Below are 26,323 nucleotides of genomic sequence, written 5' to 3' on the forward strand. Positions count from 1 at the left end.
AAAAAACACAGTGGATGAAAAAGCATGAGCCACGATTACGCGACTATCGCCAGCGAGCTGCTTCAGAGCCTCGGTGGCAGCGACAACCTTGAACAGGCCGCGCACTGCGTCACGCGTCTGCGCCTGGCCCTCAAAGACCCCAACCTGGTCGACAGCGCGACGCTGAACCAGATCGACCTGGTCAAAGGTTCGTTCTTCACCGGCGGCCTGTTCCAGGTGGTCATCGGTCCCGGCGAAGTAGAGAAGGTCTACGCCGCGCTGCGTCTGCAGACCGGTCTCGCCGCCTCGACCATCGCCGATGTGAAACAGAAGGGCGCCGACAAAGCCAACGCGATGCAGCGGCTGGTGCGGGTGTTCTCCGATGTGTTCATGCCGATTCTGCCGGCGCTGATCATTGCCGGGTTGCTGATGGGCGTGAACAACCTGATCGGCGCCAAGGGCATGTTCATTGCGGGCAAGACCCTGCTTGAGGCCTATCCGACACTGGACGGTGTCTGGAGCCTGATCAACCTGATGGCCAACACCTCGTTCGTGTTCCTGCCGGCGCTGGTCGGCTGGTCGGCGGCCAAGCGTTTTGGCGGCAGTGAAATCCTGGGCATCGTGCTCGGTTTGATGCTGGTTCACCCGGACCTGCTCAACGCCTGGAACTACGGCAAGGCGGTGGCCGGGCTGGACGGCCAGAGCCTGCCGTACTTCGACATTTTTGGCTGGTTCAAGATCGAGAAGGTCGGTTACCAGGGGCAGATCCTGCCGATCCTGATGGCCGCCTACGTGATGAGCGTCATCGAAAAATGGCTGCGGGCACGGGTGCCCAATGCCATCCAACTGCTGGTGGTGCCGATTACCACCATCGTCGTGACCGGCGTGCTGGCACTGGCGGTGATCGGTCCGGTAACCCGTCACCTGGGGATTCTGATCACCGAAGGCGTGGTGACGTTGTTCGACCTGGCGCCGATGGTCGGCGGGGCGATTTTCGGTCTGCTCTATGCGCCGCTGGTCATCACTGGCATGCACCACATGTTCCTCGCGGTTGACCTGCAGCTTATTTCCACTCAGGGCGGCACCTTCATCTGGCCGATGATTGTCATGTCCAACCTCGCCCAAGGCAGCGCGGCACTCGGGGTGTTCTACATGACCCGCAGTGCGCGGGATAAAAGCATGGCCTCGACCTCAGCGATTTCTGCTTATTTCGGCATCACCGAACCTGCAATGTTCGGCGTCAACCTGCGCTACAAATTTCCGTTTTACGCAGCCTTGATCGGCTCGGCACTGGGCTGCGTGTTCCTGTCGCTGAACAAGGTCCAGGCCTCGGCGATTGGTGTCGGCGGGTTGCCCGGTTTCATCTCGATCATTCCGCAGTTCATCCCGATGTTTGTGATCGGCATGGTCATCGCCATGGTCGTGCCGTTTGTTTTGACCTGTGGTTTGAGCATGAAAATCGTTCGGCCCGGGTATCGCGTTGCCTGACAGATCGCTATCGCGAGCAGGCTCGCTCCCACAGGGTTTCGCATTTCATTGTGGGAGCGAGCCTGCTCGCGATGAGGCCCTCAGGGCCAGTACAAAACCAATTGAAGGAATTGCGCCATGCAAGACTGGCAGCGTTCGGTGATCTACCAGATCTACCCGAAGAGTTTTCACAGCCACGCCGGCAACCCCACGGGCGATCTGCTCGGGGTGGTGGCCAAGCTCGATTACCTGCACTGGCTGGGTGTCGATTGCCTGTGGATCACCCCGTTCCTGCGTTCGCCGCAACGCGATAACGGCTACGACATCAGCGACTACTACGCCATCGACCCGAGTTACGGGACCATGGCCGACTGTGAGTTGCTGATCGCCGAGGCTGGTAAACGCGGGATCAAGTTGATGCTCGATATCGTGGTCAACCACACCTCCATCGAGCACACCTGGTTCCAGCAAGCGCGCAGCAGTCTTGATAACCCATACCGTGATTTCTACATCTGGCGCGACCAGCCGAACAACTGGGAATCCAAGTTCGGCGGTTCGGCCTGGGAGTACGAGGCGCAAACCGGCCAGTACTTTCTGCACCTGTTCGACCACACCCAGGCCGACCTGAACTGGGATAACCCGCAGGTGCGCGCTGAAGTGTTCAAACTGATGCGTTTCTGGCGTGACAAGGGTGTGGGCGGTTTCCGTCTGGACGTGATCAACCTGATCTCCAAACCGGCAGACTTTCCCGAGGACAACACAGACGGTCGGCGCTTCTACACCGACGGCCCGAACGTGCATGACTATTTGCAGGAAATGCACCGCGAAGTCTTCGAAGGTCATGACCTGATCAACGTCGGCGAGATGTCATCCACCAGCCTGGAACATTGCATTCGCTATTCGCGGCCGGACTCGAAAGAGCTGTCGATGACCTTCAATTTCCATCACCTGAAGGTCGATTACCCAAACATGCAGAAGTGGGTTCGCGCCGACTTCGACTTCCTTGAACTCAAGCGCATTCTCTCCGACTGGCAGACCGGGATGCAGGCCGGCGGCGGCTGGAATGCGCTGTTCTGGTGTAACCATGACCAACCGCGCGTGGTGTCGCGGTTTGGCGATGACGGCGAACACCGGGTGGTCTCGGCGAAGATGCTCGGCACCGCGCTGCACTTTCTTCAGGGCACGCCCTTCGTCTACCAGGGCGAAGAGTTGGGCATGACCAACCCGGGTTTCGAGCACATTGAGCAGTACCGCGATGTCGAGACCCTGAACATCTATCGCCTCAAGCGCGAGGCGGGGGAGTCCGAGGCGTCGAGCATGGCCGCAATCATGCAGAAATCCCGCGACAACAGTCGCACCCCCATGCACTGGAATGCTCAGCCGAACGCCGGTTTCAGCAGTGCCGAACCGTGGATCGGCGTGCCGGCCAACGCCACGCTGATCAACGTCGAAAACCAGCTCGACGACACGACTTCGGTGCTGCACCACTATCGCCAGTTGATTGCCTTGCGCCGCAGCGAACCGTTGATGTCGGACGGCGTGTATCGCCAGCTCTTGCCCACGCACCCGCAGGTCTGGGTTTATCTGCGCGAAGGCTGCGGCGAGCGTCTGCTGGTGGTGAACAACTTCTACGGCACGGCCTGTGAAGTCGAGTTACCGGAGCGGGTGATCACCGAGTGCATGTTGCAACGCCTGGTGATCAGCAACTACCCGAATGGCGAGACACGTAATCGGCAGCTGTTCCTGCGGCCGTACGAATCGTTCGTTCTGCACCTGACCGACCACTAAAAAACACATTTTTCAAACAACTCGCAGAGCACTGCGCGGGGGCTTTTTGCGCGCAGTTTTTGCTGGATGAGCACAATAAAAATAATGGGGTGGCTCTTGAAAACAACAATAAATCGCAGCCTTGCAGCATCGTGCGTGTGCCTGGTATTGCCGTTCTCGGCCCAGGCTCTGGAGTTCGCCGGTTACTTGCGTAGCGGCGTCGGAACCACGGTCAACGGCAGTTCGCAATCGTGCTTCAAACTGCCTGGCGCGGAGTCGAAGTACCGTCTGGGAAACGAGTGCGAGCAATACGCGGAGCTGGAGTTACGTCAGGACCTGCTGACTCTCGATGATGGCTCGGTGTTCAGCGTCGATGGCATGGCCTCGCTGTACAACCAGTACGACCGCAACCTGACGTTCCAGGGCGACAACGGCTCGGTACGGATGCCGCAGATGTACGCCCAATGGTCGAACCTGCCGAGCCTCAACGGCGGTTCGCTGTGGGCCGGTCGGCGCTACTACAAACGGAACGACATCCATATTTCCGACTTCTACTACTGGAACCAGAGCGCTACCGGCGGCGGTATCGAGGACGTAAAAATTGGCGATCTGAAATACAGCTACGCCTTTTCGCGCAAGGACAACCTGTACCAGAAGGACTACGTCACCCGGCAGGATTTCAACGTCGCAGGGTTTAAGACCAACCCTGGCGGTGAGCTGGAGTTTGGCCTGAGCTACATCGACAAACCCGACCGTCGTGACGCTCACGCAGGTTGGGCGATCACCGCCCAGCACGTGCAGAAAGACTTCCTCGGCGGCAAAAACAAACTGGCGCTGCAATACGGCGAAGGGCCGGGCACCGGGCTGGGCTATACCGGCGATGTGGGGCTGGACGACAGCAACAAGAGCTACCGGCTGGTGGAGTTCTTCGACTGGCAGGTGACACCGCGTTTTGGTGGCCAGGTCGAAGCGGTCTACCAAAAGGACATTCGCCCGGACGGTAACGGCCAGAACTGGATTTCCCTCGGGGTTCGCCCGTCGTATGCGATCACCGATCAATTCAAACTGGTCACCGAGCTGGGTCACGATCAGGTCGAGGCCCCAGGCGGTACGCGCAAGTTGAGCAAGTTCACTTTTGCCCCGACCTGGTCGCCAAAAGGACCGGGTTTCTGGGAACGTCCAGAGGTGCGGTTGTATTACACCTACGCCAGTTGGAACGAGGCGGCCAAGCGTGCGGCCAATGAGTTGGCGGCGGGTTCGGCGTTATCCGACACCGGCGCCTTCGGCACGGCACTGCACGGTGCAAACGTCGGATTGCAGGTCGAGTACTGGTGGAAATAAGTACGGTTATTAGCTGCAGACTCAACTCGCTTCTGTAGCAGCTGGCGCAGCCTGCGTTCGGCTGCGCAGCAGTCGTGAATCCTGCATCCTCGGTTAATCTGAATCACCGTGGTGCCTGATTTTACGACTGCTGCGCAGCCGAACGCAGGCTGCGCCAGCTGCTACACAGTGCAGTGCTGCTCAATGTATCTACACAGAACAAAACCGCAGGTGAAGTCATGACCCTAACCCAACCATTGCAATTGCTGGCGCCGCTGTCCGGGGTGCTGATGCCGCTTGATCACGTGCCGGACCCGGTGTTCGCCAGCCGGGTGATCGGCGACGGTCTGTGCATCGACCCGACCTCGCAGGTCCTTTGTGCACCGTTGGCCGGTGTGGTCAGCAACCTTCAACACAGTGGCCATGCGATCAGCATCACCGATGACAGCGGCGTGCAGGTGTTGCTGCACATTGGCCTGGATACCGTGAACCTGGCGGGGCAGGGGTTCAGCGCCTTGGTCGAGCAGGGTCAGCGTGTCGAGGCCGGGCAGCCGTTGATCGAGTTCGATGCCGACTATGTCGCCCTGCATGCCCGCAGTCTGTTGACCTTGATGCTGGTGGTCAGTGGCGAGCCTTTCAGCCTGCTGACACCCGACAGCGGGCTGGTGGCGTGCGCTCAACCCGTGTTGCGCCTGAGCCTTGGCGATCCGCGTTCCAGTGTTGCGCAGGAGGAGGGCGAAGCGCTGTTCTCCAAACCGATCCACCTGCCGAACCCCAATGGCCTGCACGCGCGCCCGGCGGCGGTTTTTGCGCAGGCGGCGAAAGGGTTTGCGGCAAGCATTTGCCTGCACAAGCAGCAGGACAGCGCCAACGCCAAGTCCCTGGTGGCGATCATGGCGTTGCAGACGGTTCATGGTGATGCATTGCAGGTCAGTGCGGTGGGCGAAGATGCCGAATTGGCAATCAGCACGCTGACCCGATTATTGGCGGACGGCTGTGGTGAGGCCATTGCTGAGGTGGCGGTCGTAGCGCCGGTGGTTCAGGCGCAGGTGGTGTCGACGACGCTGTTGCGCGGCGTCTGTGCTTCGGCGGGCTCAGCCTTTGGGCACGTGGTGCAGGTGGCTGAGCGCACCCTGGAGATGCCTGAGTTTGCTGCCGATCAACGCGTGGAGCGCGAGTCGCTGGAGCGTGCACTGACACTCGCGACGCAGGCGCTGCAACGCTTGCGTGACAACGCGGCAGGCGAGACGCAGGCGGACATCTTCAAGGCGCATCAGGAGTTGCTGGAAGACCCGAGCCTGTTGGAGCAAACCCAGGCCCTGATCGCTGAGGGCAAGAGTGCGGCGTTCGCCTGGAACAGCGCCACGCAAGCCACCGCTACGCTGTTCAAGTCGCTGGGCAGCACGTTGCTCGCCGAGCGGGCGTTGGACCTGATGGATGTCGGCCAGCGTGTGCTCAAGCTGATCCTCGGGGTGCCGGACGGTGTCTGGGAGCTGCCGGATCAGGCGATTTTGATTGCCGAACAACTGACACCGTCGCAGACCGCCGCCCTGGATACCGGCAAAGTACTGGGCTTCGCCACCGTGGGCGGAGGCGCCACCAGCCATGTGGCGATTCTCGCCCGGGCCCTGGGTTTGCCGGCGGTGTGCGGTTTACCGGTGCAGGTGCTGTCGCTGGCCAGTGGCACCCGGGTGCTGCTCGATGCGGACAAGGGCGAATTGCACCTGGACCCGGCAGCACAGGACATTGAGCAGTTGCACACCAAGCGCCAGCAGCAACGCCAGCGTCATCAATACGAGCTGGAAAACGCTGCCGAGGCAGCCGTTACCCGCGACGGCCATCGCTTCGAAGTCACGGCCAACGTTGCTTCGCTGGCCGAAACCGAGCAGGCCATGAGCCTGGGAGCCGAGGGGGTCGGCCTGTTGCGTTCGGAGTTTCTGTATCAACAGCGCAGTCTGGCGCCGAGCCCTGATGAACAGGCCAACACCTACAGCGCCATCGCCCGAGCACTGGGCCCGCAACGCAATCTGGTGGTGCGCACGCTGGATGTCGGCGGTGACAAACCCTTGGCCTACGTGCCAATGGACAGCGAGGCCAATCCGTTTCTGGGCATGCGCGGGATTCGCTTGTGCCTGGAGCGTCCGCAGCTGTTGCGCGAGCAATTGCGGGCGATTCTGAGCAGTGTCGGGTTGGCTCGTCTGCACATCATGTTGCCGATGGTCAGCCAACTGTCGGAGCTTCGCCTGGCGCGGCAGATGCTCGAAGAAGAGGCGCTGGCGCTCGGGCTAATGGAGCTGCCGAAACTGGGCATCATGATCGAAGTCCCGGCGGCGGCGTTGATGGCGGACCTGTTTGCGCCCGAGGTGGATTTCTTCTCCATCGGCACCAACGACCTGACCCAATACACCCTGGCCATGGACCGCGATCACCCGCGTCTGGCCAGCCAGGCCGACAGTTTTCATCCCTCGGTGCTGCGCCTGATCGCCAGCACCGTGAAGGCCGCCCATGCCCATGGCAAGTGGGTCGGAGTGTGTGGCGCGCTGGCGTCGGAGACCCTGGCCGTGCCGCTGTTGCTGGGGCTGGGGGTGGATGAGCTGTCGGTCAGCGTGCCGTTGATTCCGGCGATCAAGGCGGCGATTCGTGAGGTCGAACTCAGTGACTGTCAGGCTATCGCGCACCAGGTGCTGGGGCTGGAGAGCGCCGAGCAGGTCCGCGAGGCCTTGTATTTGCAACAACAGGCGACGGTCGAAACTTCACAGGTGTTGGAGAACTGAACATGTTCGAGAAAATGCAACGGGCGTTCTGGAAGGCATTGACCCCGGATCTGCTGGTGGATGAGCCGAAGGTGGCGCGCTCGTCTTCAGCATTGCTGACGCCGAGCGTCATCGCAGCACTGGGTGGCGCGGCTAACCTCAAATCCCAACAGCGCATTGCCCTGACGCGGGTACGGGTGGAGTTGAACAGTGCCGCGCAGTTGGATGCGACGGCCTTGCGTGCGGCGGGTGTTCCGGGGGTGATGATGTTGGCGGGTGGCGTGGTGCATTTGATCACCGGATTGGAAGCCTAACCGAAACCTGTGGCGAGGGAGCTTGCTCCCGCTCGGCTGCGAAGCAGTCGTAAACCATCCAGCGCGCTGTGTCTGACGGAATGCGATTGCAGGTTTTAGGGCCGCTTCGCGCCCCAGCGGGAGCAAGCTCCCTCGCCACAGGTGATGTGCGTTCCCTTGTTGCCCTTACTGTTTCTCAACCGCAGGTGTATCGTATTCGCCTTTTGCGGGCGTCAGGCCCGCGGCTGATACGTGAGGTTGTTGAGTTCATGTCCTTTACCCGTCGACAAATACTGGGTGGTCTGGCCGGTCTGGCAGTGGTGGGCGTCGGGGCCGGTGGTGCATCGCGTTACTGGCTGGGGAAAATGGCAGACGCCAACGCGGGTCACGATTACGAACTGATCGCCGCGCCGCTGGATGTCGAGTTGGTGCCGGGGCACAAGACCGAGGCCTGGGCTTTCGGCCCGTCGGCGCCGGGCACCGAACTGCGGGTGCGCCAGGGCGAATGGCTGCGGGTGCGCTTCATCAACCACTTGCCGGTGCCCACCACGATTCACTGGCACGGCATCCGTCTGCCGCTGGAGATGGACGGCGTGCCGTACGTCTCGCAACTGCCGGTGCTGCCGGGCGAGTATTTCGACTACAAGTTCCGTGTGCCGGACGCCGGCAGCTATTGGTATCACCCGCACGTGAACAGCAGCCAGGAGTTGGGTCGCGGACTTGTCGGGCCACTGATCATTGAAGAACGCGAACCCACCGGCTTCAAATACGAGAAGACGCTGAGCCTCAAGAGCTGGCACGTCGATGAAGAGGGCGCCTTCGTGCCGTTCAGCGTTCCCCGCGAAGCGGCCCGTGGCGGGACGGCGGGACGACTATCGACCATCAACGGCGTGCCGCTGCCGGTGATCGACTTGCCGGCCGGGCAGATCACCCGGGTGCGTCTGCTGAACCTCGATAACACCCTGACCTACCGCCTCAACATTCCGGGCGTCGAAGCGCAGATCTACGCGCTGGACGGTAACCCCATCGAGCCGCGTCCGCTGGGCAAGGAATACTGGCTGGGCCCGGGCATGCGCATTTGCCTGGCGATCAAGGCCCCGGCGGCCGGTGAAGAGTTGTCCCTGCGCAATGGGCCGGTGCGCATTGGCACGTTGCGCTCGGTGGCCAATACGGACGCGCCAACCCAGTGGCCACCCGCGCTGCCGGCCAATCCGATTTCCGAGCCGGACATCGCCAATGCCGAGAAACTCAACTTCAATTTCGAATGGGTGGGCTCGGTGTCGGTGAACGTCGATAATGGCAAGCCGCCGAGCCTCTGGCAGATCAACGGCAAGGCCTGGGACATCACCGATAAAACCTGCGCCGACCGTCCGATTGCTAAGCTTGCGAAAGGCAGAAGCTACATTTTCGAATTGAAAAACATGACCCAGTACCAGCACCCGGTCCACTTGCACGGCATGAGTTTCAAGGTCCTTGCCTCGAACCGCAAAAAGATCACCCCGTACTTCACCGACACCTACCTGCTAGGCAAGAACGAGCGCGCCCAAGTGGCGCTGGTGGCGGATAACCCTGGGGTATGGATGTTCCACTGCCATGTGATCGACCACATGGAAACCGGCCTGATGGCCGCCATCGAGGTGGCCTGATGCGTCAGATACGCCCCGCGCAAATCATCGACCGCAGCCGCGATCAGGACTTCATGCGTGAAGCCCTGGCGCTGGCCGCGCAAGGTGCCGCCCTCGGTGAAGTGCCGGTGGGCGCGGTGCTGGTGCAGGACGGTGAAATCATCGGTCGCGGTTTCAATTGCCCGATCAGTGGCAGCGACCCCAGCGCCCACGCCGAAATGGTCGCGATCCGCGCCGCGGCGCAGGCCGTGAGCAACTATCGGCTGCCAGGCAGCACGCTCTACGTCACGCTGGAACCGTGCAGCATGTGCGCCGGTTTGATCGTGCATTCGCGGATTGCCCGAGTGGTCTACGGGGCGCTGGAACCCAAGGCGGGGATCGTGCAAAGCCAGGGGCAGTTTTTCACCCAGGGTTTTCTCAACCACCGGGTACTGGTCGAGGGTGGGGTATTGGCCGACGAGTGCGGGGCGGTGTTGAGCGAGTTTTTCAAGGCGCGAAGGGCCAAGCCCGCGATCTGAGGCACAACACAAATCAACTGTGGGAGCGAGCCTGCTCCGGGCGGCGTTCCGACGATGAGGCCGGAACATCCAACATCAATGTTGAATGTCAGGTCGCCATCGTCGGAACGCCGCCCGGAGCAGGCTCGCTCCCACATTTTGATCTCTATTGGCAGGGAGATTGGCGGTTATTTGCGGGCGACGATCACCGCACGCATCGGCGCCGGCAAGCCTTCAATCGTTTTGCTGTGATCTTCAGGGTCGAGGAAATCGCTCAGTGACTGATACTTCATCCACTCGGTCCCGCGTTGCTCTTCAACCGTGGTCACGCTGACATCCACACACTTCACATCGCTGAAGCCTGCGCGGCGCAGCCAGAGCATCAGCGCCGGCACCGACGGCAGGAACCAGACGTTGCGCATCTGTGCATACCGGTCTTCCGGCACCAGCACTTGTTGCTCGTTGCCTTCGATCACCAGCGTTTCCAGCACCAACTCCCCGCCTTTGACCAGGCAATCCTTCAACGCCAGCAAATGCTCGATCGGCGAGCGGCGGTGGTAGAACACGCCCATGGAAAACACCGTGTCGAAGCCTTCCAGGTTCGGCGGCAGGTCTTCGAAAGGAAACGGCAGGTGCCAGGCCGAGGGTTCGGACAGGTAACGCTGCACCGCCTGGAACTGGCAGAAGAACAGCCAGTTCGGGTCGACGCCGATCACGCTGTCGGCACCGGCACCGAGCATGCGCCACATGTAATAGCCGTTGCCGCAGCCGACATCGAGGATGCGTTTGCCCTTGAGGTTCAGGTACGGGGCGACCCGCGACCACTTCCAGTCCGAACGCCATTCGGTATCGACGTGCACGCCGAACAGGTCGAACGGGCCTTTGCGCCATGGCGACAAGCCCATCAGCGCGGTGCGCATTTGTGTGCGGGTTTCATCGTCGCAGTCGGTGTCGAGGGTCAAGCCGTTCAGCAGATCAACTTCGCTCGGCTGAATCTTCGGCAAGGCGTCCAGCGCACTCTGCCAACGCTCCAGGTCGCCGTGACCCTTTTCCATTTTTACATCGAGTTGCGCTTGCAGGGTGTTGGCCCAATCGGCCAGCGGCGTACCGGCCAGACGGCGGGCGAGGGGGGACAGATCAATCATGGCAAGGCAATCAACGAGGCAAAGTTAAGACACTGGAACCACGGCACGACTTTCGAGAACCCGGCCGCCAGCAGGCGTTCGCGGTGTTCTTCGAGGCTGTCGGGCTTCATGACGTTTTCGATGGCGCTGCGCTTCTGGGCAATTTCCAGCTCGCTGTAGCCGTTGGCGCGCTTGAAGGCGATGTGCAGGTCGGTGAGCAGCGCGTGTTCTTCGGCGTCTTCGAAGCGCAGCTTTTCCGAGAGGATCAGCGCACCGCCCGGTAACAGCGACTGGCGGATGCGGCTCAGCAGTGCAGTACGCTCATCCCGGGCGATGAATTGCAGGGTGAAGTTCAGCGCCACCACCGAGGCCGGCTTGAACGCCAGCGCGAGGATGTCGCCTTCGATCACTTCAACCGGCAGCAGCTCCTGGAACATCGAGTCCTGAGCGTTGAGGTATTCGCGGCAGCGCTCGACCATCGCCGCCGAGTTATCCACAGCGATCACTTGGCAACCGTCGGTGCGCACGTGACGACGCAGGGCCTGGGTCACCGCGCCCAAGGACGAACCAAGGTCGTAGAGCACGCTGTTGGGCTGGGCGAATTGCGCCGCGAGTACGCCGAGGTTTTCGACAATGGTCGGGTAACCCGGCACCGAGCGCTTGATCATGTCCGGGAACACCCGCACCACGTCCTCGTTAAAGGCGAAGTCAGGCACCTGGGCCAGGGGCTGGGCGAAAAGGCGATCGGATTCTTTGCTCACGGCGGTTCCAGCGGCGGATGTGGAAAAGGCCGGCATTTTAGCCAACTTGGCGCGCGGATGCGCGGGTTGTCTGATAAACCGCCGGGCAGGCGCTGAAGTTTGTGTCGTCAGTGATACCGCTATCGCGAGCAGGCTCGCTCCCACAAGTACAGCGCTATACCTGTGGGAGCGAGCCTGCTCGCGATGGATTCAGCGTGGTTTCTGGTGGAACGCCGACGCCGCAATCCCCCATTGCCCCAGCCAGTAGCTAAGGATGATCACGTAGGGTGCGACGTCGAATGGCCACACAAAGCGGCTGAGGCCGATCACGCTGTCGGAGAACACAAACGCCAGCGCGCCACCGGCCGCCAACAGTGCCGAGCGTTTGGGCACGTCACTGCCCAAACGGGCCAGCGCCCTCCAAAGCATGGCGCTGATGGCCACGCCGTAAACGATCACTGGGATCAGCAACGGCCCCAGGCCATGGGAAATCAGAATCCCCAACAGCACGGCACCGACGCCTAGCGCGAAGATCAGTGGCACCAGCGCCAACCGCCGGCAATCACTCAAGTACGCCTTCAAGTACGCCAGGTGCGCCACCAGAAACGCACCCAGACCAAACACGAACAAATCCCCAGGCCACGCCAGCAGTACATCGCCGAGCAGGGAAAAGATCAGACCCAGGCTGATCCAGCGCCGATAGTCGCTGGGCGGTGCGTCGTGTAACCAGCCGAGCAGCGCCAGCACCGGCAACGGTTTGACCAACAGACACAGCAACTCGGCGTGAACGCTCACCCCGTAGAGAAAGGTCACCGCGCCCATCAGCGCCAGAATCAGCCAGCCCACGATCAGTGAACCGAAATCGAGCAGTCGAAGGTTTGCGCAGGCGTGACTTCCGGTTCCCACGGCTGTTGATAGGTCAGACGTAAACGCCCGTTGCCCGCGGCGAAGGCCTGAAAGCGCCAGGTCGATTGCCCGCCACTGCCCACCAGGCCGCTGTTTTCCGGGTTGGTGTAAACCTCAGGGCTGATCGCCCGCAGCACACCGCCGGCCGAATCCTGGATAGCCCAGCGATAACCCGTGGTCGGGTTGCTCGGCAGGGTCAGGATCAGGTGTTGCCCGTTGTTCAACTGCACCGGGCATTCGCTCTGTTTTTCCACCGTCACGTTCTGTTTCGGTTGAGTGGCGCAGGCGGCCAGCAGGGCGAGGCTCAAGGGGAGAAACAGGCGGGTGGGGGACATAAGGTCAGTGGCTCCGGAGTTCACGACGAACGGCGAGCATAACCGAAGATGAGACAAAGTGTGACGGGCAGGTTGTCAGTACCGGCCCCATCGCGAGCAAGCTCGCTCCCACAGGAATTGCGATAACCCTGTGGGAGCGAGCCTGCTCGCGATGGCGGTGGTTCAGGCGCTACAAAATGGTCAGAACAACACCTTCGCCACATCCGCAAACCGCTTGGCAAAGTGCACGGTGATCCCTTCCTTCAGGTACTCCGGCAATTCTTCAAAACTGCCACGGTTAGGCTCCGGCAAGATCAGTTCGAAGATCTTCTGCCGCCGCGCCGCAATCACCTTCTCGCGCACGCCGCCAATCGGCAGCACGTGCCCGGTCAACGTCAGTTCGCCGGTCATGGCCACGCCTTTTTTCGGTGGCTGGTTGCGTGCCAGCGAGAGCAGGGCACTGGCCATGGTCACGCCGGCGCTCGGGCCGTCTTTCGGTGTTGCACCTTCTGGCACGTGGAGGTGGATGAAGGCTTCGTCGAAGAACTTCGCGTCGCCACCGAATTGCTTGAGGTGCGAGCTGACGTAGCTGTAGGCGATCTCGGCCGATTCCTTCATCACGTCACCCAGTTGCCCGGTGAGTTTGAAACCGCGGTTGAGGGTGTGGATGCGTGTGGCTTCGATCGGCAAGGTCGCGCCACCCATGCTGGTCCACGCCAGGCCTGTAATGACTCCGGTGCCGGACAGCACTTGTTCGTTACGGAACACCGGCATGCCGAGTGAGGCTTCGAGGTCTTTGGGGCCGATCTTGATCACGGTTTTTGGCTCGTCGATCAGCTTGACCACCGCTTTGCGCACCAGTTTGCCCAGTTGTTTTTCCAACTGCCGCACCCCGGCTTCGCGGGCGTAACCGTCGATCAAGGCTTTCAGCGCGCTGTCGCTGATGGACAGGCTGGTTTTCGACACACCGGCCTTATCCAGTTGTTTCGGCCACAGGTGCCGTTTGGCGATGGCGACTTTTTCTTCGGTGATGTAACCCGACAGGCGAATCACTTCCATCCGGTCGAGCAAGGGGCCGGGGATCGAGTCCAGGGTGTTGGCGGTGCAGACGAACAGCACTTTCGACAAATCCAGACGCAGGTCCAGGTAATGGTCGAGGAATTCGACGTTCTGTTCCGGGTCGAGGGTTTCCAGCAGCGCCGAGGCCGGGTCGCCCTGGAAGCTTTGGCCCATCTTGTCGATTTCGTCGAGCATGATCACCGGGTTCATCACTTCAACGTCTTTCAACGCCTGAACCAGCTTGCCCGGCAGCGCACCGATGTAGGTGCGGCGGTGGCCCTTGATCTCGGCTTCGTCACGCATGCCGCCGACGCTGAAGCGATAGAACGGCCGCCCCAGCGACTCGGCGATGGATTTGCCGACGCTGGTCTTACCCACGCCCGGCGGGCCGACCAGCAGCACGATGGAACCGGCGATCTCGCCTTTGTAAGCGCCGACCGCAAGAAATTCGAGGATTCGGTCCTTGATGTCGTCGAGCCCGGCGTGATGGCGGTCGAGCACTTTGCGCGCGTGTTTGAGATCGAGTTTGTCCTCGCCATAAACGCCCCACGGCACCGCGGTCGCCCATTCCAGGTAATTGCGGGTCACGGCGTATTCCGGCGAGCCGGTTTCGAGGATCGACAGCTTGTTCATTTCTTCGCTGATACGCTTCTGCGCCTGTGGCGGCAGGACTTTGCCCACCAGCCGCTGCTCGAACTGCTCGATGTCGGCGCTGCGGTCGTCCTTGGTCAGCCCCAGCTCTTGCTGGATGACCTTGAGCTGTTCCTTGAGGAAAAACTCGCGCTGGTGCTCGCCGATCTTGCGATTCACCTCGGCGGAGATTTCTTTCTGCAACCGCGCGACTTCGACTTCCTTGCGCAGCATCGGCAGGACTTTTTCCATGCGCTTGAGCATCGGCACGCAGTCGAGCACTTCTTGCAGCTCGCTACCGGTGGCCGAGGTCAGGGCGGCGGCGAAGTCGGTCAGCGGCGACGGATCGTTGGGGCTGAAGCGGTTGAGGTAGTTTTTCAGCTCTTCGCTGTACAGCGGATTGAGCGGCAGCAGTTCCTTGATCGCGTTGATCAGTGCCATGCCGTAGGCCTTGACCTCATCGGTCGGCTCGCTCGGCTGGTGCGGGTATTCGACTTCCACCAGGTACGGCGGGCGATGGTGCTTGAGCCAGGTGCGGATGCGCACGCGGGTCAGGCCCTGGGCGACGAATTGCAGCTTGCCGTTTTCGCGGCTGGCGTGATGGACCTTCACCAGGGTGCCGTACAGCGGCAGGGCGGACGTGTCGAAATGCCGAGGGTCTTCCTGCGGGGTGTCCATGAAGAACAGTGCCAGCGAGTGATGCTCGGACTTGGCCACCAGGTCCAGGGTTTCGGCCCAGGGCTCTTCATTGACGATCACCGGCAGCACTTGCGCCGGGAAGAACGGGCGATTGTGAATCGGGATGATGTAGACCTTGTCCGGCAGGTTCTGGCCGGGCAGGGCCAGGCCTTTGCCTGAGGAGGTAGGGTGTTCGGCGTTTTCGGGGTCGGCGTAGTCGCTCGGGTCTTCCGGGAATTCCTGCTGGTCGCTCATGGGGCACCTGCACAATGGGGTATGAGAGTTAGATGGGGCAGGTGGGGGCTGGTTTCAATGGGGGGGAGTTGTTAGCGGGTGTTTCGCAAGAGGTCTTCGCCAAACCGTAGGAGCCGAGCTTGCTCGCGATGGCGGCCTGACAACCGACCGTAGCAGCTGCCGAGCCTGCGAGGCTGCGTTCGGCTCGGGCCGCGTTCGGACGAAGCAGTCGTTGAGTCAGGCCGCGCGTTCTTCCAGGTAAAACGTGGATTCAGGATTTGCGAGGACTTCGTCCTCGAACGCAGCCTCGCAGGCTCGGCAGCTGCTACGGTTTGGGGCTGTGCTTGCTCCTTGATCGCCCACAAAAAAGGCGACTACCTCGCGGTAGTCGCCTTCTTCTTTACTGCCGTTAACGCTTATTCCGACAGTTTGTAAGCAATCACATAGTCGCCCATTTTGGTACCGAGCGAACCATGACCGCCAACAACCAGCAGCACGTACTGTTTGCCGTCCTTGCCGGTGTAGGTCATCGGTGTGGCCTGGCCGCCGGCCGGCAGGCGCGACTTCCAGAGTTCCTTGCCGCTGTTGACGTCATAAGCGCGCAGGTACTGGTCCAGGGTGCCGCTGAGAAAGCCGACGCCACCGGCGGTGACGATCGAGCCGCCCATGCTTGGTACGCCGATGGGCAGGCCGATAGGGAGTGGCGAGCTGTCGCGGCTGGTGCCGTTCTTGCGCTTCCACACCACTGTGTTGGTGGTCAGGTCGATACCGGCGACATAGCCCCAGGCCGGGGCCTGGCAGGGTACGCCGAACGGCGACATGAACGGGTGCATGGTCACCGCATACGGCGCGCCGGTGTTGGGCTGTACGCCAGCGGTCTCGCTTTCGCGCTTGCTGTCGGCAGCCACGTCGGCGCGAGGGATCATTTTCGAGACGAACGCCATGTAGTTCGGGCTGGTGAACAGCATCTGGCGAACCGGGTCGACCGATACGCTGCCCCAGTTGAACACACCGACGTTACCCGGATAGATCAGGCTGCCCTGCAACGACGGTGGGGTGTACTGGCCTTCGTAACGCAGTTCCTTGAACTGAATGCGGCAGAGCATCTGGTCGAACGGGCTGGCGCCCCACATGGCTTTTTCGGTCAGGTCCGGGCCGAGCAGGTTTAGGTCCGAGCGCGCCTGGGTCGGGGCAGTATGGTCGCCAGGGACCGCGCCTTGCGGCGCCGGGATCTCGCGAATCGGCACGATCGGTGTGCCATCGCGACGGTCGAGCACATACAGGCTGCCCTGCTTGGTCGGAGCGATCAGCGCCGGCTTGATGCCGTCGGCGGTCTTCAGGTCGAGCAGGGTCGGCTGGCTGCCGACGTCCATGTCCCACAGGTCGTGGTGGGTGAACTGGTAGTTCCAGCGCACTTTGCCGGTGGCCAGGTCCAGGGCCACCAGGCCGGCGCTGAATTTTTCCGCGCCTGGCGTGCGGTCGGCACCCCACTGGTCAGGCATCTGATTGCCCAGCGGCAGGTAAACCATGCCCAGTTTCTCGTCGACGCTGGCCAGCGACCACATGTTCGGCGAGTTGCGGGTGTAGATCTGGCCCGGCGCCAAAGGCTCGGTCGCCTCCGGGTTGCCGCTGTCCCAGTTCCACACCAGGTGACCGTCGCGAATGTCGAAGGCGCGGATCACGCCGGACGGCTCGTTGGTCGACTCGTTGTCGGTGACGTGACCGCCCATGATCACCAGATCACGGCTGATCGCCGCCGGCGAGGTGGCGTAGTAGCCGCCGGGGGTGAACGGGCCGATGCCTTGGGTCAGGTCAACCACACCGTGATTGCCAAAGCCTTCGCAGACCTTGCCGGTGTCGGCGTTGATCGCGATCAAACGAGCATCGGCGGTGGGCAGGTACAGACGACGCGGGCAGGCTTGCGCAACGGCCTTGCCAGCCTCGGAGATGACGGTGGTCGAAGCGTTGTCAGCCTTGGCGTAGTCGTTCTCATCGTAGTAAGAGACGCCACGGCAGGTCATGTGGGCGAAGCCCTTGAAGCCTATCGGGCTCTTGATCTGCGGGTCGAAACGCCAGATTTCCTTGCCGGTGTCCGGGTCCAGTGCCAGTACCTTGCTGTGGGCGGTGCAGGCATAGAGCATGCCGTTGACCTTCAGCGGGGTGTTCTCGTTGGTCAACTCCACCGGGTCGTCGGCGGTCGGCAGGTCGCCGGTGCGGATACGCCAGGCTTCCTGCAGTTTGCCGACGTTGGCTGGAGTGATCTGCTTCAGCGGCGAGTAGCGGTCGCCGAATTCGGTGCGGCCATAGGCCTGCCACTCACCTTCGGGCATTGCTGGTGCGGTGCTGGTCATGTCGGCAGTGTCGCGGCCCAACTCGCCGATGATTTCACCGGGATGGGTGAACTGGCTGGCAATGGCGGTGGCACCGGCCAGCACCACGGCCACGCTCAGCGCAGCGGTGCCCAGTGGGGCGGCGCCGTCACGCAGCAACGGGCGGCGGAACCACGGCAACAGCAGGACCACGCCAAGGGCGAACCACAACGACAGTCGCGGCACCAGTTGCCACCAGTCGAGGCCGATTTCCCACAGCGCCCACACCGTACTGGCAAACAGCACCAGTGCGTACAGGCCCAGCGCCGCACGGCGGGCTGCCAGCAGCAAAATCCCGGTCAGCACCAGGCCGATACCGGCCAGCAGGTAGTACAGCGAGCCGCCGAGCATGCTCAGCTTGATCCCCCCGGCCAGCAAGGCCAGGCCCATTAGCAGAAGCACGATACCGAGCAGGCTCGGCAACAGACGGCTTCGACTCAAAGCACCCTCAGTGCTCATAGTGTGGTTCTCCGTGATGTTTCAAGTAGTCCCGCAGGCGCGGGCAGGTTTGAGTAAAAAAGGTTCGGTAGATGCAATCCTTGTGGGAGCGAGCAGGCTCGCTCCCACAGGGTTTTGTAGCGTTAGTTAGAACGACGACTGGATTTTGATCCCGCCGATCAGCGCGTCATCGACCTCATTCACCCCTCCGGGATGGCGGATGTATTGCAGGTTCGGGCGCACGGTCAGCCAGTTGGTCAGGTGCACGCCGTAATAGAGTTCGGCGCTGTATTCGGTGTCTTGCGGCGGCAAATAGGTCGGGTCGTTGTAGTCGAAGACCGCGTGCGCCTGATTGGTCGCCTCGGCGTTTTTGCGGTAGGCCGGGTTGACGTGAACCCGGGCCATGGCGAAGCCGATGTCGTCCTTGCTGCGGGCGTCGAACAGGCCTTTGTAGACGACGCCGGCCTGGACGTAGTTGTCGATGGCGTTGGTCTTCTTGTCGTGCATCGTGCCGTTGGCGAACACACTCAGGCCCCGCGAGTTATCGCTGGCGCGGCTGGTCAGCTGTTGCTGCACGCCCAGCCAGACGCCGTGCTTGCTCGATGCGCTGCGATAGGCTTCACCGCTCAAGGCTGCCGGCTGACCGTTGCTGTCCTTGTAGACGTCGGTGGCCTTGGCGCTGCTGTAGTAGTAACCGGCGCGGTATTCGCCCGGCAGGCCGTTGAGCTTTGGCGTCCACACCAGTTCCACCGGCAACACCGCGCCCTGGGTACCGCTGCCGCTGAGCTTGAAGCCGTTGTCACGATCCAGGTTCGACGGGTTCTGTTCATAGGCGCCGACTTGCGCGTAGAGCTCAGGCGTCAGGTGATATTTGACCCGCAGCGCCCATTGGCTGACTGGCCAGTTGTACCAGATGCCGCCCGCCCAGTTGCCGACCTGAGAGCCGCAGAACGCCAGGTTCTGGAAGTCGCAGGGGAAGCTGTTGAAGTCTTCGCCTTCACCAAAGCGGCCGGCCTTGATGTCGAGCTTCTGATCGAAGAATTTTTGCTGATACCACATTTGCGTCAACCGCGTGGTCTGGCCACGGCCCCAGACTTCCTGGGCCGAGGTGAAACCGCCGACCCGTGGATCGTTGATCCGGTCGTTGCTGATGTTGTTACCGCTGCGCTCGGTGACAGTCAGCTGAAATTCCGCGTCGTGCCAGCCGAGGATTTTTTGCAGGTCCAGGTGCGTGCCGAGACCGAACTGGTCGCTGTAGCGCGCGGTGCGATCGTGGTCGTAGCCGCCGTGCAGGTTGCTGCCCATCTCGCCGGTGTAGTCGAGTTTGAAGTCGTAGCCTTTTTCCGCGAGTTCTGTGCGAGTGCCGTTCCAGTCGCCGAGCATCCACGGTGAGTCACTATCGAATGCAGGGGCAGCCTGAACGCAGGTGGCAAGGCCCAGGGCGCTGAGTCCACCGATCAGGGTCGTGGCTTTTCGGGCGGCAATAGTGGGGCGGACAGCGCTGTCTCGCAAAGTCTGAATGTCGGGCATAGAGAAGGAATTCTTGGTCTTTTATGGGGGGAGAGAGCTGAACGCTGCGAGGGTGAATCGGGCAGGTGAAGCGTTTCAGCTTTAAGGGGCGCAAGGATAATGATCTGTTACACGCAGAGAAAGGGCTTTTCCTGACATGGATCATTTCGGATTTGGTAATAGTGAGAACAACGCATAGGTATCTTGCTGTTCTACGCTCGTAGCAGCTGTCGAGCCTGCGAGGCTGCGTTCGATGACGAAGTCCTCGCAAATCCTGTATACGCGGTTTGCCTGGAAGAACGCGCCGCCTGATTTTACGACCGCTCCGCGGCCGAACGCAGCCTCGCAGGCTCGACAGCTGCTACGGCAGTGGGATCCGGTTAGCCAGCTCCCTCGCCACACAGTTCGCTCACTATCTGCGCCAGAGCGTCATGCCGTGAAAAGTCCTTGGCAATGGCGCGGGCGTTCGTGCGAAACGCAGGTGTTTGCAGTATCTGCTGCACCGCATCGGCAATTGCCCGCTCTGCCGGATAACTGGTGCCCAGATTGATCCCGCACCTGGCCCAGACCACTCGCGCAGCGGTTTCGGCTTTGTCTTCACCGATGCCGGCAACGATGATCGGTACCCCATGACAGAGCGCGCCGTTGACCGCGCCGTAACCACCGTTGGTGATGAACACCGATGTCTTGGGTAGCACCTGATCGTAGGACACGAAGTCGGTGAGCCGGGCATTGTCCGGTATCGGCGCATCGCTCGAACGTCCGCCGGTGAGTGCCAGCACCTTGACCGGCAAATCGGCCAGCGCCCGAAGAGTCGGCAACAACAACTGGTTCAAGTCAGCGTTGGCCAGGGTGCCTTGGGTAACCACCACTAACGGCCGCTCGTCGCCAGGAAACAGGTCGGCCACGGTGTGGGGCGAGGGGCGCTTGACGGTCAGCGGTCCGACGAAGCGCACGCTGTCCGGCAGATCCGCGCGAGGGTATTCGAAGGCTGTGGTGGAGAGCTGGAGGAATCGATCCGCGTTGAGAATCAGGCTGTCGGTGACTGCCGATTGCAGCAGCGGATACCCATGTTCGCTGAGCTTGGCGTTGAAATACGTCTGCACCTCTTCAATCAGTTGTTGAGTAGTCGGTTCGATCAAGGTGCTTCGGCTGAGGTCGTCGGGCAGCAGCGCTGGGGGAATCCTCGGCCCGTAGAAAATCGAATCGCGCGAAGACCAGGTCAGCGGCGTGACGCCGATGCAAACAATCTTCGGCCGCTGAGCCCGCGGGCCGAGCAGCAGCGGCAGGGCACCGTAAAAGGTGTTTTCGATCAGCACCACGTCAGGTGAGTGCTCGCTGATCAATCGGCGCAAGTCCTGATCCTGCAACGGCATGGCGTCGGCGAAGAAGTTCTTCAGCGCCAGCGCCATTTGCGCCGGGCCGGGTGGCAGCGTGGCGCGCAGCGGGAAGTGGCTTTCCAGATGGCGGTAGTCGAAATCGATGCGTTCATCGAAGGGATGGAACTGCGCACCGGTGGCTTCGACTTCCTGGCGAAACAACTGGCCGCTGAGTACAGCGACCTGATGTCCCTGCCGGACCTGCGACTCGGCGATTTTCAGCAAGGGGAAAACGTGCCCCGGCGTTGCGGTTGCGGCAATCAGAATGCGTGCCATGGTGATGTCCTTATCGTTTGAGTGCGGTGTTGGTGCACACCGGCGAGCCGTGGATATGCACCCGTTGCAAGTGCCGGGTGCAGCGGCTGGTGAAGGCTTCGCGACCGTGCAGCAAAGAGAAATTGTCAGCGATCACTACGTCGTGCTGTTGCCAGGCATGGGCGTAGAAAAAACGCGGGTCGTGCAGGCGTTCATGCAGGTCCTGTTCAAAGTGCGCAACCTGTTCAGGCGCAAGGCCGTGGTACTCCAGCGCATGGCGGTTGAGGAAACGCGTGTCTTTTTCGGCAGGCTGGTTGTAGCGCAACACCCACTGCCCATCGCGTGGGTCGGGGACGAGCAAGGGCGAGCAGACCTCGCCGCCGTAGTGCACGACTTTCTGGATCCGGTAGGTCACCTCAATGGTTTTCCACAGCTCCAGCCGCTCGGGCGGCGCATCTGCAAGCAATGCGCGGGTGTTGAGGAAGGTGGTGCAGCCACCCTGGTTTTCTGCCGGTGCCTTCAGGCAGTTGAACAGCTGGAATTCCGGGATAGTCGGCTTGTACATGCCATCCCAATGCAAGGGGACGCTGCTGTGATCAAAGATATGGTCGGTGGCATCCAGATGCTCGCGCACATCCAGCACCGCGCCGAATGGCCACATCTTGATCGTGCCCCACTGCTCGGCATAGCGGGTCAGCGACGGTGAATCGACAAAGGTCGGGGCGAACCCGCGCAGGATCAGTAGATGGTGCTCGCGGGCCAGGGCCCGCAGTTCGCTGACAGGCAATTGTTCAACGGTTTGTCCGCTGAATGTGGGACGGATCAGCAAGCCGAAGGGCAGATTATCCATGGTATGCAAGGACGGTTTGTCGTTGATGGCGTGAGTGTTCATGGTGATTCACCGGACGTAGAGACGGAGAGGACGCAGCGTTCAAGCCACGTTGGCATTGGCCTGCGTAGTGACCTGGTAATGGCTGTGCAGGCCATCGACCCACACCGGCTTGGCGTTGATTTTCAGGGCTTGGGCTTTCTTCATCAGCACGAAGGTGCCGTCGACTTTCACGGCAGTGCCATGCCAGGGTGTCAGCCAGTCGTCCTTGGTCGGCAGCATGTGGATGCCCATTTTCAGGCTCGATGCCGGTTGCGGATGGATCGACAGGCGGATGGCCTCGGGGAAGCACCGGGCCAACAGATTGCCCCAGGCCCAACTGCTCTGGATCACCCCGTAGGCACGTTGCCGGGCATCGCGTTGCAGGGCGGTTTTGGAGCCCGAATAGTCTGGCAGCAGGCCGTCTTCATAGAGGAAACGGGTGATGGCGCGGTACAGCCGCGTGCCGTCTTCGTCACTGATCAACTGATCACGGATGTCTTCCAGCGGGTCGGCATAACCGTTGATCAGCGTTTCGCGCAGGGCGTTGTAGTCGCCAGTCAGCGCGGAAAACTCCTGAATATCCCCCAGGTTCAGCACATCCAGGTGCAACAGTTTTTCATCACGTATCAGTGCTTTGATCTGGCCCTGGTAGACGTTGATGGTGTCGTCCGGGACGCCGATCAGGTCGGAGAACACATGACCGTCGGAGCAGATCGTCAGCCGGGCACCCGGTGCGTAGTGCTGCTGGATGCTGTGGCAGACCTCATTGAGAAACGTCAGTGAGAGTTTTTCCGCCATGTCCGGCACGTCGCCCAGTACCTTGTTCGGGTTCGGTGATTTGGCTGGAAATGCCGGCAGCACAAACTGGATGGGGCGGTTCTGCGCCACGAAGGCTTCGATGCGCGGCAGTTGGATTTGCCTGACGAGGTTGTTTTCTGCGCTGATGTCCTGGTCGATCGCCGAAAAGCGTCGGCGGTACTGCAGGATTTCGTCGAGGATGATTGAGGCGCGGGACTTGTTAGTGATTCCTTGCACGAAAGAGCTCCATTTGTTGTAGGAAACAAGAGAACGCCAGCGTGAAGGGGGCGATAGGGCGGGGTGCGGTACATATGTATATGTTTTGGTTTTTTTTACGCGGACGCATGGGGTGTTTGCGCGGCTGTTGATTGCCTGGAAGTCGCCTACAGTTAACTCGGCATCTGACGAACACCGTTGCCTGATGCTCTTCCACCGCGCGACCCCCTCGGCTAAGGTGCGCGCCTTCTTCTACTTTTTTCGTTCGAAGGCCCGGCATGACCGAACAGAACACCAACCCGCTGCACGGCGTGACCCTGGAACAGATCCTCACCGCGCTGGTTCAACACTACGAATGGTCGGGGCTGGCCGAGCGCATCGACATTCGCTGCTTCAAGAGTGATCCGAGTATCAAGTCGAGCCTGACCTTTCTGCGCAAAACCCCGTGGGCCCGTGAGAAAGTCGAAAAGCTTTACGTCAAGCTGATGCGCACCAAACGTCCGCTCTAAGGAATAGAAATGCCCGCCGAGCTGACTCGACTTTCGCCCGTCATGAGACGCTTTATCCGTTCGGCCGCCGTGCTGGGCTGGTCGGGATTGAGCATTCAGCTGTACCTGGTGTTTTACGGTCGCTGGAGTGTCGACGCCAGTCTGCTCGGAGGGCTGGTGAGTTACTTCAGCTATTTTACGGTGCTGACCAACACGCTGGCGGCGACGGTGCTGACCTGTGCCGTGACCTCACGCGAGTCGAAGGGCCGTGCGTTCTTTTTGCAGCCGTGGGTCAGCAGCGCGATTGCCGCGAGCATTGCGCTGGTCGGTCTGGCCTACAGCCTGTTGCTGCGGCATTTATGGCACCCGCAGGGTTGGCAGTTCATCGCCGATGAGTTGCTGCATGACGTCATGCCGCTGCTGTTTCTGCTCTATTGGTGGCGGTGTGTGCCCAAGGGCACCTTGCGCCTGGGCCACATCGCAGGGTGGGTGATTTACCCGGTGGTGTATTTCGCTTTTGTCTTGTTGCGTGGGCACTCGCTGGGGTTCTACCCCTATCCGTTCATCGATGTTGAAAAACTCGGTTATCCCCAGGTGTTCATCAATGCCAGCGGGATATTGCTGGGGTTTGTGCTGATTGCGCTGGTGGTGGTTGGGCTGGATCGGTGGCGCGGGCGGCGTTAACCATCACTGACCGCGTTTGTAGCAACTAACTCCCGTAGCAGCTGCCGAGCCCGCGAGGCTGCGTTCGAGGACGAAGTCCTCGCAAACCCTGTGTACGCGGTTTTCCTGTAAGAACGCGTTGCCTGATTTTACGACGGCTGCGCTGCCGAACGCAGCCTCGCGGGCTCGGCAGCTGCTACGGGATGTGGAATACAGTCGGATGATTATTCTCCGTCGCTATCGTCCAGTTTCCAGTAACCCACGGCCTTCACCTGATCCTGATTCAAACCTTTCTCATCCAGCAGCACCCGTCGAATCTGCCGTGAAACCTTGGATTCCGTCGCGATCCAGGCATACAGCTCACCACTCGGCATGGGCAGTTGCTGCACGGTGGTCAGCAGGTGGTGCTTGCCACTTTCGCGTAAAACCCAGATCACTTTGACCTCGGCCGGGCTGTCGAGGATTTGCTGTTCGGCGCCGTTCTCGATTTCCACCACCACCAGCGCACGACGGTTGGCCGCCAGGCCTTCGAGGCGGCGGGCGATGGCGGGTAGGGCGGTTTCGTCACCGATCAGCAGATAACTGTCGAAGACATCCGGTACGACCATCGAACCCCGTGGCCCGCCGATGTGCAGGAACTGACCGGGTGTGGCCTGCGCCGCCCAGGTTGCGGCCGGGCCATCACCGTGCAGCACGAAGTCGATGTCCAGTTCCAGCGTGTCCAGGTCGTAGCGACGTGGCGTGTAGTCGCGCATCTCAGGCATTGGCCCGTTGTCCTTGCCAGCGCCCAACACCAGGGTTTCCAGCGCCGCGTGTTCTGCTGCGTTCTGTGGGAAAAACAGTTTTACGTGGTCATCCGTTCCAAGGCTGACGAAGCCGGCCAGCTCTGGGCCGCCGAGGGTGATCCGGCGCATGCGCGGGGTCAGGTCGACCACTCGCAGCACTTGCAGACGGCGGCGTTTGAGCTCGTGGCTGACACGGTGAATGGTTTGCACGATGACTTCAGTCATTCGGCTTGCTCCTGAACGGGTTTGACGACAGGGCCATCGACGATGGCTTTGGCGGTGTTGTTGAGCAGGTCGCGCACCCGCAGGATTTCTTCCGGGCTCCAGCGACCGTGATGCATTTGCAAGGCGTGGCGCAGGTTGTGCACCGCTTCGTGAATTTCGGCCGGGCGATCCTGGCCGCGCAACGAGCGCTTGCTGACCTCGATGCGCATGCGCACGCCGTCCAGGGCAATCGCTTGTTCGCCTAATGACAGACGTCCGGCGTCGGTGATGCTGTAGCGTTTTTTTCCGCCATCGGCGTCGCCCAGGATCATTTCGCTTTCTTCAAGAAAGGTCAGGGTCGGGTAGATCACGCCGGGGCTTGGGCTGTAGGCGCCGTCGAACATGCTTTCGATCTGGCGGATCAGGTCATAGCCGTGGCACGGCTGCTCGGCGATCAGCGCCAATAACAGCAGTTTCAGATCGCCGGGGGCGAATACCCGCGGTCCGCGGCCACCGCGTTCGCGGCCGGGGCCAGGGCGTTTTTCGAAGCCGTCGCGGCCCTCGCTGTGTTCTCGGTGGGAATGATGGTCTCTCATTTTTGCGTTCTCTCGTCGTGTTTAGATACAACTTAAGATATATCTTTACGGAAGGTCAAGGGCGCAGGACCAACGGTCGGGTCCCGGCGTCGGCAGAGGTAAGCGGTTTGTGTATGAAATTGTCGGACGATTTCATATCGATAAAATGCGGGTTTTAATTCCCGTGTGTACTTGGAAATTAGTGTTAACTCTCTAATTGTTCGGCTCTGGCCTTTGTTTGCTAGTTGCCTGGTGTCAGTGATACGGATATTGCAGGGCGATGGCGTCTGTCTTGTTTTTTCGGTAAATCTGTTTGTCGTCTTATTCTTACGGTTAATAACAGCTTTTCCTGTTTTTTCGGGTTTTGTCACTCTTTGCCTGCGGCGT

General features: G+C 61.0%; 21 protein-coding genes. 9 read left to right on the forward strand and 12 right to left on the reverse strand.

Translation table 11 applies throughout. The annotated features are described in order from the left end of the window. Positions 1 to 24: 24 nt before the first annotated feature. From treP to tadA, 7 genes are all read left to right on the forward strand, one after another. The gene (gene treP, locus NTD87_RS08660) at positions 25 to 1,467 is read left to right on the forward strand and encodes a PTS system trehalose-specific EIIBC component (protein WP_262113275.1); all 1,443 of its coding nucleotides are present in this window, start codon (positions 25 to 27) and stop codon (positions 1,465 to 1,467) included. 117 nt (positions 1,468 to 1,584) lie between these two features. Continuing rightward, on the forward strand, positions 1,585 to 3,234 hold the full coding sequence (gene treC / locus NTD87_RS08665; RefSeq protein ID WP_262113277.1) for an alpha,alpha-phosphotrehalase: 1,650 nt from the start codon (positions 1,585 to 1,587) through the stop codon (positions 3,232 to 3,234). A 96-nt stretch (positions 3,235 to 3,330) separates the two neighbouring features. After that, positions 3,331 to 4,554 carry a maltoporin gene (locus NTD87_RS08670; RefSeq protein ID WP_262113279.1) on the forward strand — a complete coding sequence of 408 codons (1,224 nt, stop codon included), beginning with the start codon at positions 3,331 to 3,333 and terminating at the stop codon, positions 4,552 to 4,554. A 218-nt stretch (positions 4,555 to 4,772) separates the two neighbouring features. Continuing rightward, entirely contained in the window at positions 4,773 to 7,307 is a 2,535-nt protein-coding gene (gene ptsP / locus NTD87_RS08675; protein WP_262113281.1) for a phosphoenolpyruvate--protein phosphotransferase, read from the forward strand. Between the two features lie 2 nt (positions 7,308 to 7,309). Next, positions 7,310 to 7,600, forward strand: a complete 291-nt coding sequence (locus NTD87_RS08680; RefSeq protein WP_262113282.1) for a PTS transporter subunit EIIB — start codon at positions 7,310 to 7,312, stop codon at positions 7,598 to 7,600. Positions 7,601 to 7,848: 248 nt separating this feature from the next. Continuing rightward, a complete protein-coding gene (locus NTD87_RS08685; RefSeq protein ID WP_262113283.1) occupies positions 7,849 to 9,225 on the forward strand; it encodes a multicopper oxidase family protein in 1,377 nt (458 codons plus the stop codon). Beyond that, positions 9,225 to 9,722: a tRNA adenosine(34) deaminase TadA gene (tadA, locus tag NTD87_RS08690; RefSeq protein ID WP_262113284.1), complete on the forward strand. Its 498-nt coding sequence runs from the start codon at positions 9,225 to 9,227 to the stop codon at positions 9,720 to 9,722. Before NTD87_RS08685 ends, tadA begins: the two co-directional genes overlap by 1 nt. 167 nt (positions 9,723 to 9,889) lie before the next feature. On the opposite strand, the gene cmoB is transcribed toward tadA, so the two are convergent. From cmoB to NTD87_RS08740, 10 genes are all read right to left on the reverse strand, one after another. Continuing rightward, positions 9,890 to 10,846, reverse strand: coding sequence for a tRNA 5-methoxyuridine(34)/uridine 5-oxyacetic acid(34) synthase CmoB (cmoB, locus tag NTD87_RS08695; protein ID WP_262113285.1), 957 nt, complete (start codon positions 10,844 to 10,846; stop codon positions 9,890 to 9,892). Then, the gene (gene cmoA / locus NTD87_RS08700; protein ID WP_262113286.1) at positions 10,843 to 11,622 is read right to left on the reverse strand and encodes a carboxy-S-adenosyl-L-methionine synthase CmoA; all 780 of its coding nucleotides are present in this window, start codon (positions 11,620 to 11,622) and stop codon (positions 10,843 to 10,845) included. The genes cmoB and cmoA overlap by 4 nt, the downstream gene beginning before the upstream one ends. A gap of 153 nt (positions 11,623 to 11,775) precedes the next feature. Next, complete coding sequence (locus tag NTD87_RS08705; protein ID WP_262113287.1) at positions 11,776 to 12,411, reverse strand: lysoplasmalogenase; 636 nt, start codon at positions 12,409 to 12,411, stop codon at positions 11,776 to 11,778. Between the two features lie 2 nt (positions 12,412 to 12,413). Beyond that, positions 12,414 to 12,806, reverse strand: a complete 393-nt coding sequence (locus NTD87_RS08710; RefSeq protein WP_262113288.1) for a protease inhibitor I42 family protein — start codon at positions 12,804 to 12,806, stop codon at positions 12,414 to 12,416. A gap of 180 nt (positions 12,807 to 12,986) precedes the next feature. Next, positions 12,987 to 15,407: an endopeptidase La gene (gene lon / locus NTD87_RS08715; protein WP_262113289.1), complete on the reverse strand. Its 2,421-nt coding sequence runs from the start codon at positions 15,405 to 15,407 to the stop codon at positions 12,987 to 12,989. A 395-nt stretch (positions 15,408 to 15,802) separates the two neighbouring features. Continuing rightward, positions 15,803 to 18,214 carry a glucose/quinate/shikimate family membrane-bound PQQ-dependent dehydrogenase gene (locus NTD87_RS08720; protein ID WP_262113290.1) on the reverse strand — a complete coding sequence of 804 codons (2,412 nt, stop codon included), beginning with the start codon at positions 18,212 to 18,214 and terminating at the stop codon, positions 15,803 to 15,805. 126 nt (positions 18,215 to 18,340) lie between these two features. After that, complete coding sequence (locus tag NTD87_RS08725) at positions 18,341 to 19,723, reverse strand: carbohydrate porin (RefSeq protein WP_262113291.1); 1,383 nt, start codon at positions 19,721 to 19,723, stop codon at positions 18,341 to 18,343. 359 nt (positions 19,724 to 20,082) lie between these two features. Continuing rightward, positions 20,083 to 21,357 carry a glycosyltransferase gene (locus NTD87_RS08730; protein ID WP_262113292.1) on the reverse strand — a complete coding sequence of 425 codons (1,275 nt, stop codon included), beginning with the start codon at positions 21,355 to 21,357 and terminating at the stop codon, positions 20,083 to 20,085. 10 nt (positions 21,358 to 21,367) lie between these two features. Beyond that, positions 21,368 to 22,228, reverse strand: coding sequence for a TauD/TfdA dioxygenase family protein (locus NTD87_RS08735; RefSeq protein ID WP_262113293.1), 861 nt, complete (start codon positions 22,226 to 22,228; stop codon positions 21,368 to 21,370). A gap of 39 nt (positions 22,229 to 22,267) precedes the next feature. After that, positions 22,268 to 23,242, reverse strand: coding sequence for an isocyanide synthase family protein (locus NTD87_RS08740; RefSeq protein WP_262113294.1), 975 nt, complete (start codon positions 23,240 to 23,242; stop codon positions 22,268 to 22,270). 257 nt (positions 23,243 to 23,499) lie between these two features. On the opposite strand from NTD87_RS08740, the gene NTD87_RS08745 reads away from it, so the two are divergent. Further along, complete coding sequence (locus NTD87_RS08745; protein ID WP_262113295.1) at positions 23,500 to 23,730, forward strand: VF530 family protein; 231 nt, start codon at positions 23,500 to 23,502, stop codon at positions 23,728 to 23,730. 9 nt (positions 23,731 to 23,739) lie between these two features. Beyond that, entirely contained in the window at positions 23,740 to 24,393 is a 654-nt protein-coding gene (locus tag NTD87_RS08750) for a Pr6Pr family membrane protein (RefSeq protein ID WP_262113296.1), read from the forward strand. A gap of 203 nt (positions 24,394 to 24,596) precedes the next feature. Here NTD87_RS08750 and NTD87_RS08755 read toward each other — a convergent pair whose 3' ends face one another. Together NTD87_RS08755 and NTD87_RS08760 are read right to left on the reverse strand one after the other, a co-directional pair. After that, positions 24,597 to 25,382 (reverse strand): siderophore-interacting protein, encoded by a 786-nt coding sequence (locus tag NTD87_RS08755; protein ID WP_262113297.1) that lies wholly within the window; start codon positions 25,380 to 25,382, stop codon positions 24,597 to 24,599. Beyond that, positions 25,379 to 25,957 (reverse strand): PadR family transcriptional regulator, encoded by a 579-nt coding sequence (locus tag NTD87_RS08760; RefSeq protein WP_262113298.1) that lies wholly within the window; start codon positions 25,955 to 25,957, stop codon positions 25,379 to 25,381. Before NTD87_RS08760 ends, NTD87_RS08755 begins: the two co-directional genes overlap by 4 nt. Positions 25,958 to 26,323 lie beyond the last annotated feature (366 nt).

The sequence above is a fragment of the Pseudomonas sp. 6D_7.1_Bac1 genome, assembly GCF_025465945.1.
Lineage (GTDB): Bacteria > Pseudomonadota > Gammaproteobacteria > Pseudomonadales > Pseudomonadaceae > Aquipseudomonas.